Here is a 12,601-nt window from a genome sequence, read left to right as displayed (position 1 = left end):
TCTCTCTCCGGGCGTCGGACGTGTCTTCCATACATGGTCATTCCTGACGAAATTCTTGACCCGGCCGCACACCATGTGGTCCGTTGCACGGCGTCGCCGAACAAACAGGCGAGGTGATCGTTCTCTCGGCGCGGTCGCGATAATGGTCAGGAGCAAATGCGATGCGTTGTGTCTTGGCACTTGGCCTGTTGCTCACCCTGTGCGTATCTGCGAGCGCCGCAACGCGGCGTCATTTCCACACAACCCGACCCGCAACTGTTCGCTCGCCCGCGGCTGCAACGCCGGCGCCGCGCTTCGCCGTTCCTGGCTGGAGTGACGAGTCGACGCGCCAGTGGCTCGACCGTGCCTCGTCCTATGTCGGCCTGGGCGGTTAGTCGAGCGGCCGGCGACGCCAAACTCAATCGTCGTCCGCTTCTTCATTGCCCCGCGCGTTCGAAGCCGAGCGGCCGCCGTACTGCCGGGGAGCGCCCGCGGCCCTTCTCGTGATCACGCCTTCGCTGTCACGCAGTTCGTTCCTTACGCGCCGCGCGGTTCGCATCGCGCGCTTGATGTTTGAGTCATGCGAGTCCTCGTCGAAGAAGAGGACGATCTCGCAGCTCGGGCACTGGCGCGAGTAACCGTTCTGCAGCCGCTTGGCGCGATCACGAAAGACGTTCTTGCAGCGTGTGCAACGGATCTGGACGGAATCTTCCATAGCGATCCCACAATACCGACGAACAATGAAAGCGCTGGCGATCGCTTTGAGGAACCAGTTCCAGATTAAGAAATCACGAAGCTCGCCACCGACGATCGCTGCGAGAATCGGAACCTGCAACGTGACGAACAGAATCCGTTCGGCATCTCAATCCCCGTCGGAACTTTGTTCACGCACGGAGAACTACGGAAGCGTTGCGTGCGCTGAGTGATAAAGAACAAGACGCGATTTCAGAGCAGACCGTGAACATCTAAAAGAATGACCTCAGCGCGTGGGCCACGCTGAGGCCAAGTTGACACTTTGGTCGTGAGGCACCGTCACCAGTGCCTCGGTGCTTAGCCTACCTTCGTTTCTCTGCAGGCAAATAGCCCATATGGGCCATGATCGTTGGCACACAACGTGCAGACTTGGAGCGTCAGGATTTTGCATCACCTTCCTGGGGCTAGAAGCAGCGCCGTCCGCGTATATTTCAAGCGGGCGGCGTTGTGCGTTTTGGCAGCCGGCGTGCGGTGTCGATCAGCGATCCATCGACCGAATTTCCAGGCTCTCGATCTTGACCCGCGGAATCGGGAAAGCATCCTCGTTCAGCGGATGCAGCGTGATCGGGGTATTCATGCCGCCGGCGAGGACATTGTCGGCCGTGCCGCTTTCGTGGGTGTAACTGCCGGCGAGCTGGTCGAGCCCGAGCCACGGCACCGGCGCCATCACCTTCCAGGTCAGCGCGACCTCCTCCTCGCCGATGAAAATGCCGAGGTTGGGAATCGCTGCGACGTAGCGACTGTCCGGTGCGCCGTCGGCATGCAGCACGCAATCGAGATTGGTCACCGGGCCCAGGATGAATCCGGTATCGGGGCCGCCACGACACGCGAGCGTTCCGGCCTGCACCAGTTGTGCCTCGGCGGTTGCGATGGGCGTGGCGAGAACGGCCGCGCCACACACCGCAACGATGAACCAATGACCCGCTGTACGCATGGCGCAGTACAACGCGAAGCAAGTGCAATCGGTCCACGCTTTCGCGTACGGCCTTCGCTGGTGGTTAAGGGATTCTTAGAATTGGGGTGGCCAACGAAATTATGCCACCGGGCTCGAAATGGATTGTCCCGGCGGCGACCTGTTTCAATCTGGGCCCGCAATCCCAGTCATGTTCTGTCTGCGGGACCGGCGCCAAGGTTCGAGTAACCCGTATTCATACGGGTGTCAGCGTCTCGCGACGGTCTGGTGTTGGCTGCTGACCTTCTTGCGCCCCCGGCGGAGGTCCGATCGTCACCCAGACCACTGCGGCGATCACCGCCGCTGTCAGGACGGCTCCGGCCAAGGGCCTGTCGTTGTCCATGCTCCGCGCCCGGTCAGAGATGATGCTCCAGCTTCCGCATCTCCTGCAGGCGAGCCAGGCAGAAATCCCGATACAATTCGTTGATGAAATCCCACATGACCGAATCCCCTTTTGGTGCAATGAGGGGACACTAACCCGGCTTTGTTTCCGGCCGGCTTCGCGGCTTGCGGAAAATGGCTTCATCGAAGGGGAGTGGCGTGGCGATCCCGGCAGGATTCGAACCTGCAACCCGCGGAGTAGAAATCCGCTACTCTATCCAGTTGAGCTACGGGACCGTGGCCGCCTTGTAGCATCCGCAATATGAAAAATCCGCCTTTCCGCCAAGTCCGTCCGAACCGATTTTTGTGGTCGGACGACAAAGGCGAGCAGGGGTCCCGCCCTGCGTTGGCCAGACCAGCCCACCGAGCCGGCAGATGGTGCCGCCGCCGGGGCCGGTCGAAGGAATGTCGGCAATGCCATCTGCGACGTTTTCGTCCGTTCATGTCGGCGCCTTCACTCCGTCACCTTTCGCGCATTTTTTAATTCCAACGCGGCGATCGACCGCGGGGCGTTCAGGAGCTCCATCATGATCGGATTGGTTCGTGCGGCCGCATTTTGCGCCACGCTGGCGCTCGGCCTGGTGAGCGCCCAAATGAGCGCCCAAGCCGCGGACAAGGCCTTCAGGCGCGACGATCTCGCCGATTCCGCGATCAAGCTGGAGACCCAGATCAAGAGCGAGGCGGGCGCCGTCAACAAGTCGGCTGCGACCTTGCGCACCGACGCGGAGGCCGCCTTCAGGCGCAATGATTTCCGCGGCGGGCTCACGATCCTCGGCCAGATCGCGGCAACCGCGCCCGAGGACGGCGCCAACTGGCTGCGGCTTGCCAAAACCGTGTTCCAGATCCGCTCCGCCAGCTCCAGCGAACAGACCTTCCTGATGGAACGCGCCTCCACCGCCGCCTACATCGCCTATCAGCGCGCGGGCAATGCGGGCGAGGAGGCCGACTCGTTGGCCGTGCTCGGCAAGGCACTCGCGGAGCGCAAGCTGTGGCGTCCGGCGCTCGACGCGCTGCGGCTGTCGCTCGACCAGCGCGAGGTCGCCGATGTGCGGGGCCAGTATGAGAAGATGCGCGACGAGCACGGCTTCCGGCTGCTCGATTATACCGTCGATTCCGACGCGGCCTCGCCGCGGGCTTGCTTCCAGTTCTCCGAGGAGCTCGCCAAGCGGGTCGACTTTGCGCCGTATCTCGCACTGGCCGGCACCGACAAGCCGGCCTTGTCGGCGGAAGGCCAGCAGCTCTGCGTCGACGGGCTGAAGCACGGCGAGCGCTACAACATCAATCTGCGCGCCGGCCTGCCGTCGACCGTCAAGGAGACCCTGCCGAAGTCCGCCGAGTTCAACATCTATGTCCGCGACCGCAAGCCGTTCGTGCGGTTCACCGGGCGCGCTTATGTGCTGCCGCGGACCGGCCAGCGCGGTATCCCGGTGGTCAGCGTCAACACGCCGGCGGTCACGGTCAACGTATTCCGGATCGGCGACCGCAACCTGATCAACACCGTGATCGACAGCGACTTTCAGAGTACGCTGAGCCGATATCAGCTCTCCGATCTCGGCGATCAGCGCGGCGTCAAGGTGTGGTCCGGCGAGCTCGCCACCGCCACCACGCTGAACCAGGACGTCGTCACCGCATTTCCGGTCGACCAGGCGCTCGGCGACCTGCAGCCGGGTGTCTATGTGATGACAGCCGCGGCCAAGGGGCCGGGCAGCGATGACGACGGCACGCTGGCGACGCAATGGTTCATCGTCTCCGACATGGGCCTCTCGGCATTCTCGGGCAATGACGGTATCCACGTCTTCGTCAATTCGCTCGCCTCGACCGAAGCGGTCGCCAATGCCGAAGTGAAGCTGGTCGCCCGCAACAACGAGATCCTGGCCACCCGCAAGACCGATGCCGCCGGCCATGTGCTGTTCGAGCAGGGGCTGGCGCGCGGCGAGGGCGGACTGTCGCCGGCACTGCTGACGGTGACGGGCGAGAAGGCGGACTATGCCTTCCTGAGCCTGAAGACCAACGCCTTCGACCTCACCGACCGCGGCGTCGCGGGGCGCGCGATCCCGGCCGGCGCGGACGCTTTTGTGTATGCCGAGCGCGGCGTCTACCGCTCCAACGAGACCGTCTATTTGACCGCGCTGCTGCGCGACGGACAGGGCAACGCCCTGACCGGGACGCCGCTCACCATGGTGATCGAGCGGCCCGACGGCGTCGAATTCCGCCGCGCCGTGCTGCCCGACCAGGGCGCCGGCGGCCGGATGCTTGCGGTGGCGCTGAACTCCGCGGTGCCGACCGGCACCTGGCGCGCGCGTGTCTTCACCGACCCCAAGGGCTCGTCGGTTGGCGAGACCACCTTCATGGTCGAGGATTACATCCCCGAGCGGATTGAATTCGACCTGACTAGCAACGAGAAGGTGATCAAAGCTGAAGTTCCAGTGGAACTTCAGGTTTCCGGCCATTTCCTTTATGGCGCACCAGCCTCGGGCCTGCAGCTGGAGGGCGACATGCTGGTCGCGCCCGCGGCGGGCGGCCGGCCCGGCTACGCCGGCTACCAGTTCGGCGTCGACGACGAGCAGACCGCGAGCAACGAGCGGACAGCGATCGAGGACCTGCCGGAGGCCGACGCCAATGGCGCGGCGACCTTCCCGGTGAAGCTCGACAAGGTCCCGGCCTCGACCCGGCCGCAGGAAGCCCAGATCTTCATCCGCATGGCGGAGACCGGCGGCCGTTCGGTCGAGCGCAAGATCGTGCTGCCGGTGGCCCCTGGCGCCTCGCTGATCGGCGTCAAGCCGCTGTTCGGCGACAAGAGCGTAGCCGAGGGCGACAAGGCCGAGTTCGACGTCGTGTTCGTCGCCCGCGACGGCAAGCAGCTGTCGCGCAACGGGCTGCGCTACGAGCTGTTGAAACTGGAGTCGCGTTATCAATGGTATCGCCAAAATTCGTCCTGGCAGTATGAGCCGGTCAAGTCGACCCGCCGCGTCGCCGACGGCGACGTCAATCTCGCGGCCGACAAGGCGATGCGACTGACCTTCCAGCCGCAGCCCGGCCGCTACCGGCTCGATGTGAAATCGACCGATGCCGACGGTCCGGTGACCTCGGTGCAGTTCGATGTCGGCTGGTATTCCGACGGCAGCGCCGACACGCCCGATCTGCTCGAAACCTCGATCGACAAGCCGGAATACCAATCCGGCGATACCATGACGGTGTCGGTCAATGCGCGCACCGCGGGCAAGCTGACCGTCTATGTGCTCGGCGACCGCCTGCTGACGACCCAAAGCGTCGACGTCAAGGAGGGCACCCAGCAGGTCAAGCTCCCGGTGGGCAAGGACTGGGGCACCGGAGCCTACGTGATGACCACGCTGCGCCGTCCGCTCGATGCCGCCGCCGGGCGCATGCCGGGCCGCGCGATCGGGCTGAAATGGTTCGGCATCGACAAGAAGACGCGCACGCTGGCCGTCGAGCTGTCGCCGCCCGCCTTGGTGCGGCCCGGCGCGGCGCTGAAGATCCCGGTCAAGCTCGGCGGGCTCAACCCCGGCGAGGACGCCAAGGTGGTGCTGGCCGCGGTCGATGTCGGCATCCTCAATTTGACCAACTATAAGCCGCCGGCGCCGGATGACTATTATCTCGGCCAGCGCCGTCTGACCGCCGAGATCCGCGACCTCTACGGCCAGCTGATCGACGGCATGCAGGGCACGCGCGGCCAGATCCGCAGCGGCGGTGACGCCGCCGGCGCCGAGCTGCAGGGCTCGCCGCCCACGCAGAAGCCGCTGGCCCTGTATTCCGGTATCGTCACGGTCGGCCCTGACGGCACCGCCGAGGTGAGTTTCGACATCCCCGAATTCGCCGGCACAGCGCGGGTGATGGCGGTGGCGTGGAGCGCCACCAAGCTCGGCCGCGCCAATGTTGACGTGATCGTGCGCGATCCCGTGGTGTTAACGGCAACATTGCCGCGTTTCCTGCTGACCGGTGACAAGGGCACCATCAGCATGGAGATCGACAATGTCGAAGGCGCCGCCGGCGATTACGTCGTCAGCGTGAAGGCGAGCGGCCCGATCAAGGCTTCGGGCAATCCGACCACGACCACAAAGCTTGCCGCCAAGCAGCGCACGTCGCTGTCGCTTGGCCTCGAGGCCGGCGGCGCGGGTCGCGCCGAATTCGACGTCGACATTTCGGGGCCGAACGGCATGACGCTGGCGCGGCATTACACGCTCGACGTCAAGCCGGCGACCCAAGTGCTGGCGCGCCGCTCGATCCGCACCCTGGCGAAGGGCGAGAGCCTGACGCTGACCTCGGACATGTTCTCCGATCTGGTGCCGGGCACCGGCAGCGTCTCGATCTCGGCGAGCCTGTCGACCGCGCTCGATGCCGCCAGCATCCTGAAGGCACTCGACCGCTATCCCTACGGCTGCTCCGAGCAGATCACGAGCCGCGCGCTGCCGCTGCTCTATGTCAACGATCTCGCCGCCGGCGCCCATCTCGCGATGGACACTGCGGTCGACCAGCGCATCCGCGACGCGATTGAACGGCTCCTCGCGCGGCAAGGCTCCAATGGTTCGTTCGGCCTGTGGTCGGCGGGCGGCGACGACGCCTGGCTCGATGCCTACGTCACTGACTTCCTGACCCGGGCCCGTGAAAAGGGCTTCGCGGTGCCGGACGTGCTGTTCAAGAGCGCGCTCGATCGCGTCAGGAACTCGGTGGTCAATGCCAACGAGCCGGAGAAGGACGGCGGCCGCGATCTGGCCTACGGCCTCTACGTGCTCGCACGCAACGGCGCCGCGCCGATCGGCGATCTGCGCTATCTCGCCGATACCAAGCTGAACAATCTGGCGACGCCGATCTCCAAGGCGCAGCTCGCCGCGGCGCTGGCGCTGGTCGGCGACAGAGCGAGGGCGGAGCGGGTCTATGGTGCCGCGCTCGACGCGCTGAACCCGAAACCGGTGCTCGAGTTCGGCCGGGTCGATTACGGCTCGGCGCTGCGTGATGCGGCGGCGCTGGTCTCGCTCGCAGGCGAGGGCAATGCGCCGCGCACGACGCTGACGCAGGCCGTGCTGCGGGTCGAAGCGGCGCGCGGGCTGTCGCCCTACACCTCGACGCAGGAGAATGCGTGGATGGTGCTGGCGGCGCGCGCGCTCGCCAGCGAGACGATGGCGCTCGACATCAACGGCCAGTCGGTCAAGACCGCGGTCTATCGCAGCTACAAGGCCGACGAGATGACGGGGCAGCCGCTGAAGATCACCAATACCGGCGATGCGCCGGTGCAGGCGGTGATCTCGGTGTCGGGCTCGCCGGCGACGCCGGAACCCGCTGCCTCCAACAGCTTCAAGATCGAGCGCAGCTACTTCACGCTCGATGGCAAGCCGGCCGATGTCACCAAGGCGAAACAGAACGACCGCTTCGCGGTTGTCCTGAAGGTGACGGAAGCCAAACCGGAGTTCGGTCACATCATGGTGGCCGACTATCTGCCGGCCGGGCTCGAGATCGACAACCCCCACCTGGTGTCGTCAGGCGATTCCGGCACGCTCGAGTGGATCGAGGATGGTGTCGAGCCGAAAAACGCCGAGTTCCGCGATGACCGCTTCACCGCGGCGATCGACCGGGGCGCCAATGACAAGTCGGTGTTCACCGTCGCCTATGTCGTGCGCGCGGTGTCGCCGGGCAAATACGTGCTGCCGCAGGCCTATGTCGAGGACATGTACAACCCCTCGCGCTACGGCCGCAGCGGTACCGGTGCTGTCGAGGTGAAGCCGGCGAAATGAGTGCAACGTTGAGGACAGCACCGGGACGACCATCGCGCTGGCGGCGGATCAGGACGGTCTTGACAATCTGCACGGCCGCGACGCTGGTCGCAGCCGCCGCGTTCGCTGGATGGGTCGTGTCCCTCGGGCCGCTGCCGCTCGATAGCGCGCAGCAGGTCTCGACCACGGTCATCGACCGCAACGGAAAGCTGTTGCGTGCCTATGCGATGGCGGATGGGCGCTGGCGACTGCCGGTTGACGCCAAGACATCGGTCGACCCTGGCTACCTGAAGCTGCTGTTCGCCTATGAGGACAAGCGCTTCTACGAGCACCACGGCATCGATCCGCTGGCGCTGTCGCGCGCCGGCTTCCAACTGCTCACAAGCGGGCACATCGTCTCCGGCGGCTCTACGATCACGATGCAGTTGGCGCGGCTGATCGAGCCGCGGCACCAGCGCTCGGTGTATGCAAAGCTACGGCAGATGGTGCGCGCTGTTGAACTGGAGCGGCAGTTCTCCAAGGACCAGATCCTCGATCTCTATCTCGCACTGGCCCCGTTCGGCGGCAACCTCGAAGGCGTGCGCGCCGCCTCGATCGCCTATTTCGGCAAGGAGCCGAAGCGGCTCTCGCTCGCGGAAGCCGCACTGCTGGTGGCGCTGCCGCAATCGCCGGAACGCCGGCGGCTCGATCGTTATCCGGAAGCCGCCCATGCCGCGCGCGACCGCGTGCTCGACCGCATGGTCGAGGAGGGCGTGGTGTCGAAGGACGATGCCGCGCAGGCGAGGGCTGCGGCGGTGCCGAAGCTGCGAAAGCAGATCCCGATCCTGGCGCCGCATTCGTCCGATCAGGCAATCGCGACGATGAAGGACGCGCCTGTCATCAAGCTGACGCTCGATGCCTCGCTGCAACAGAACCTGGAGGCGCTGGCGCGCGACCGCGCCATCGCGCAGGGGCCCGACGTCTCGGTCGCGATCGTGGTGGTCGACAACGAGACGAGCGACGTGCTCGCACGCGTCGGCTCGGCGGATTATTTCGACGATCGGCGGGCCGGGCAGGTCGACATGACGCGCGCGGTGCGCTCGCCGGGCTCGACCTTGAAGCCGTTCATCTACGGCCTCGCCTTCGAAGACGGCTTTGTTCATCCCGACAGTTTGATCGAGGATCGGCCGATCCGGTTCGGCTCCTATGCGCCGGAAAACTTCGACATGACGTTCCAGGGCACGGTGCCGATCCGCAAGGCGCTGCAATTGTCGCTGAACGTGCCGGCGATCGCGCTGCTGGACCGGGTCGGCGCGAGCCGGCTGTCGTCGCGGCTGAAGCAGGCCGGCACCAGCCTGGTGCTGCCGAAGGACGAGGCGCCGGGACTCGCAATGGGCCTCGGCGGCGTCGGCGTCACGCTGCAGGATCTTGCCCAGCTCTATTCCGGTTTGGCGCGCCTCGGCGCGACCAAGCCGCTGCGCGAGATCATGCAGGACAATGACAGCCGCGACACGATGCGGCTGATGGATCAGGCTGCCGCCTGGCAGGTCGGCAATGTCTTGCTCGGCACTCCGCCGCCGGAGAACGGCGTGCACAACCGGATCGCGTTCAAGACCGGCACCAGCTATGGCTATCGCGATGCCTGGTCGGTCGGCTTCGACGGCCGCATCACCATCGGCGTTTGGGTCGGCCGCCCCGATGGCGCACCGGTGCCGGGCCTGGTTGGGCGCACGGCGGCGGCGCCGATCCTGTTCGATGCCTTTGCGCGCACCGGAAAAATCCCGGCGGCGTTGCCGAGGCCGCCGCGCGGCGTGCTGGTCGCCACCAATGCGAAACTGCCGCCGCCGTTGCGTCGGTTCCGGCCGCTCGGCGAACTGGTCCGCAGCGGCAACGACCAAGCGCCGCACATCCAGTTTCCGTTGAACGGCTCACGCATCGATGTCGATCAGTCCGAGGGCGGCCGTCTTGCGGCAATGCCGGTCAAGGTCGCCGGCGGGGTGCTGCCGTTGACGGTACTCGTGAACGGTGTCTCAGCCGGGGACATCGACGGCCGTCGGCAGCGCCTGATCGACCCACCTGGGCCGGGTTTCGCGCGGCTCACCGTGATCGACGCCACGGGGGCAGCGGATACCGTTGTGATCCGCGTGCAATGATCGCGCGGGAAAGCGGAACAGCAGGGTTGGAAAGCGGAACAGCACGGTTGTTTGCGCTACGGTTTCATCGTATGCGAAACCCATGGTGGATAGCCTCCAACCCCGGCGCTTCGGAGCAGGGCAACAGTCTGTAAAACCTGCGCATTCAAGCCGCAGGCTGTTCATGGCGTTCGAGTTCGCGACGGCCAGCCAATGGCGTTCGATCCTGTTCCTGACGCTGACCTGCCTGGTGCTGCTCCTGCCGGGCTTCTTTACCATCCCGCCGATCGACCGCGACGAGGTTCGCTTTGCCCAGGCGACCAAGCAGATGGTCGAGAGCGGCGACTTCGTCGACATCCGCTTCCAGGACGACGTTCGCTACAAGAAGCCGGTCGGAATCTACTGGATGCAGGCGGCGGCGCTGAAGACGATCTCCGCGCTCGGGGTGCCGCGCGCCCAGGTCCGCATCTGGGTCTACCGCCTGCCGTCCCTGATCGGCGCCATCGGCGCCGTTTTGCTGACCTATTGGACGGCGCTTGCCTTCGTGACGCGACAGGGGGCGGTGCTGGCTGCCTTGATGATGGCAAGCTGTGTGCTGCTTGGCGTCGAAGCACGGCTCGCCAAGACCGACGCCATGCTGCTGCTGACGGTCACCGCGGCGATGGGCGCGATGGCGCGGGTGTATCTGTCCTGGCAACGTGGCGAGGATCCGGCGCATCCATCATGGGCCCCGCCTGCGATCTTCTGGACGGCGCTCGCGGTCGGCATCCTGATCAAGGGCCCGCTGATTCTGATGTTCGTCGGCCTTGCGATGGCCGGGCTTGCGATCCTCGATCGCTCGGCGGCCTGGTTCTGGCGCATGCGTCCGGTCTGGGGCCTGATGTGGACCTTGGTGCTGGTGCTGCCGTGGTTCGTGCTGATCTTCCTGCGCGCCGGCGAAACCTTCTTTGCCGACTCGGTCGGCGGCGACATGCTGAGCAAACTCGGCGCACAGGAGTCGCACGGCGCGCCGCCCGGGCTCTATCTGCTGTTGTTCTGGATCACCTTCTGGCCCGGCGCACCGCTCGCAGGCCTTGCGGCGCCGGCAGTCTGGCGCGCGCGGCGCGAGCCCGGCGCGCAGTTCCTGCTGGCCTGGCTGATCCCGTCCTGGATCGTGTTCGAGGCGGTGCTGACCAAGCTGCCGCATTACGTGCTGCCGCTCTATCCGGCGGTCGCGATCCTGACCGTCGGCGCGCTGGAGCGGCGTGTGCTGTCGCGCTCCCCCTGGCTGTTGCGCGGCGCCGCATGGTGGTTCGCTATCCCCGCGTTCGGCGCCGTGCTCGTGATCGTCGGCGCCATCAAGGCGATCCATCAACCGGTGTTTCCGGCCTGGCCCTTGTTCGCCGTGGCGATGGTGTTCGGCCTGATCGCGTGGTGGATGTTCGAGGATAGCCGCGCCGAGCGCTCGCTGCTCAATGCGGTGATCGCCGCGGCGTTGATGGCAGGCGCCACCTACGGCGTGGTGCTGCCGCGGCTCACCACCGTGTTTCCGAGCCAGGAGGTCGCGCGCGCCTTGCGCAACGTGACCTGCGTCGGCCCGAAGGCGGCGGCGGCCGGCTTCCATGAACCGAGCCTCGTGTTCATGACCGATACGTCGACGCTGCTTACCGACGGATCCGGGGCTGCGGATTTCCTGGGGCAGGGCTCCTGCCGCTTCGCGCTGGTCGAACAGCGCTCCGAGCGCGCCTTCGTGCAGCGCGCCGAGGCGATCGGCCTGCGCTACAACGCGCCGGTGCGGATCGAGGGCTACAACATCTCGCAGGGCAAGGCGGTTTCGATCGCGATCTTCCGTTCCGAAGGGACGGAGTGACATGCCGGCGCCGCCAGCCACCGCGGAATCCGCCAACTATTTCGGACGATTGCTGACGCTGGTCTGGCTGTCCTTTGCCCAGCTCGTGCGTGCCCCATCGCATTCGCGCCGGGCCGAGGCAGCGCGACGCTCCGCGCGCCACGCACTCCTGCTCGTCGTCGCCGTTGGCGCCGTAATCATCACCCTGATGTATGCGGTCGATGTCGCCGAGATCAGCCTGATGCCGCCACGCGGCACGCCGGGTCTCTGGTGGGTGAAGATACTCACCGATTTCGGCAAGGACGAGTATGTGCTGAGCGCGCTTGGCCTGCTGCTCGTTGCGGTCGCATTGGCGGCGCCCGCGCTGCGTGGTGTACCGCGTGCGATTTTGCTCGGCTTTGGGACGCGGCTGCAATACCTGTTCCTGTCGGTCGCGCTGTCGGTGGCGGTCGGTGAACTGATCAAGTGGATCGTCGGCCGCGGGCGGCCTTTTGTCGGCGGCAAGGCCAATGCGTTCAACTTCCAGCATTTCGCCGGCACGGAGGCCTATTCGAGCTTTCCGTCAGGACACTCGATCACGGCATTCGCGCTGGCCTTCGCAGTGTCGGCGGTCTGGCCACGCGCACGGGGCGCGATGCTGGTCTATGCGCTGATCATCATCGCGACGCGGCTCGTGCTGCTGGCTCATCATCCGAGCGACGTGGTGGCTGGCGCGCTGGTCGGCGTGATCGGCGCAATGGCCGTGCGTTACTGGTTCGCGGCCCGCCGCCTTGGTTTCGCCATTGATCGCGATGGCACCGTGTTGGCGCTGTCAGGACCGTCGGAAGGCCGCCTCAAAAGGGTTGCGGGGAGCGCTTTCGCCCCATAAAAG

At 65.8% G+C, this 12,601-nt stretch carries 6 protein-coding genes and 1 tRNA gene; 4 read left to right on the top strand and 3 right to left on the bottom strand.

All coding sequences use genetic code 11. From position 1 onward, the window contains the following. Positions 1–397: 397 nt before the first annotated feature. From AKN83_RS19640 to AKN83_RS19630, 3 genes are all read right to left on the bottom strand, one after another. On the bottom strand, positions 398–814 hold the full coding sequence (locus tag AKN83_RS19640) for a hypothetical protein (RefSeq protein ID WP_347336834.1): 417 nt from the start codon (positions 812–814) through the stop codon (positions 398–400). Between the two features lie 396 nt (positions 815–1,210). Then, positions 1,211–1,666, bottom strand: coding sequence for a DUF992 domain-containing protein (locus AKN83_RS19635; RefSeq protein ID WP_050402495.1), 456 nt, complete (start codon positions 1,664–1,666; stop codon positions 1,211–1,213). Positions 1,667–2,225: 559 nt separating this feature from the next. Then, positions 2,226–2,302, bottom strand: a tRNA-Arg gene (locus AKN83_RS19630). Positions 2,303–2,592: 290 nt separating this feature from the next. Between AKN83_RS19630 and AKN83_RS19625 the strand changes: the two genes are divergently transcribed. The 4 genes from AKN83_RS19625 (at position 2,593) to AKN83_RS19610 (ending at position 12,598) form a co-directional block, all read left to right on the top strand. Further along, positions 2,593–7,812, top strand: coding sequence for an alpha-2-macroglobulin family protein (locus AKN83_RS19625; protein WP_050402496.1), 5,220 nt, complete (start codon positions 2,593–2,595; stop codon positions 7,810–7,812). Continuing rightward, on the top strand, positions 7,809–9,923 hold the full coding sequence (pbpC, locus tag AKN83_RS19620) for a penicillin-binding protein 1C (RefSeq protein WP_063695433.1): 2,115 nt from the start codon (positions 7,809–7,811) through the stop codon (positions 9,921–9,923). Before AKN83_RS19625 ends, pbpC begins: the two co-directional genes overlap by 4 nt. A gap of 82 nt (positions 9,924–10,005) precedes the next feature. Further along, a complete protein-coding gene (locus tag AKN83_RS19615) occupies positions 10,006–11,751 on the top strand; it encodes an ArnT family glycosyltransferase (RefSeq protein ID WP_050405695.1) in 1,746 nt (581 codons plus the stop codon). 1 nt (position 11,752) lies between these two features. After that, the gene (locus AKN83_RS19610) at positions 11,753–12,598 is read left to right on the top strand and encodes a phosphatase PAP2 family protein (RefSeq protein ID WP_050405696.1); all 846 of its coding nucleotides are present in this window, start codon (positions 11,753–11,755) and stop codon (positions 12,596–12,598) included. Positions 12,599–12,601 lie beyond the last annotated feature (3 nt).

Origin of the sequence: Bradyrhizobium embrapense (assembly GCF_001189235.2) — a bacterium.
GTDB lineage: Bacteria > Pseudomonadota > Alphaproteobacteria > Rhizobiales > Xanthobacteraceae > Bradyrhizobium > Bradyrhizobium embrapense.
Note: the sequence above shows the minus strand (reverse complement) of the source record. Positions and strands in the feature narration are given on the sequence as shown.

What these genes read in the sequence shown, in the direction of transcription:
- pbpC (WP_063695433.1), top strand. Translation starts at nt 7,809, where the DNA reads ATGAGTGCAACGTTGAGGACAGCACCGGGACGACCATCGCGCTGGCGG.
- AKN83_RS19610 (WP_050405696.1), top strand. Translation starts at nt 11,753, where the DNA reads ATGCCGGCGCCGCCAGCCACCGCGGAATCCGCCAACTATTTCGGACGA.
- AKN83_RS19625 (WP_050402496.1), top strand. Translation starts at nt 2,593, where the DNA reads ATGATCGGATTGGTTCGTGCGGCCGCATTTTGCGCCACGCTGGCGCTC.
- AKN83_RS19635 (WP_050402495.1), bottom strand. Translation starts at nt 1,666, where the DNA reads ATGCGTACAGCGGGTCATTGGTTCATCGTTGCGGTGTGTGGCGCGGCC.
- AKN83_RS19615 (WP_050405695.1), top strand. Translation starts at nt 10,006, where the DNA reads ATGGTGGATAGCCTCCAACCCCGGCGCTTCGGAGCAGGGCAACAGTCT.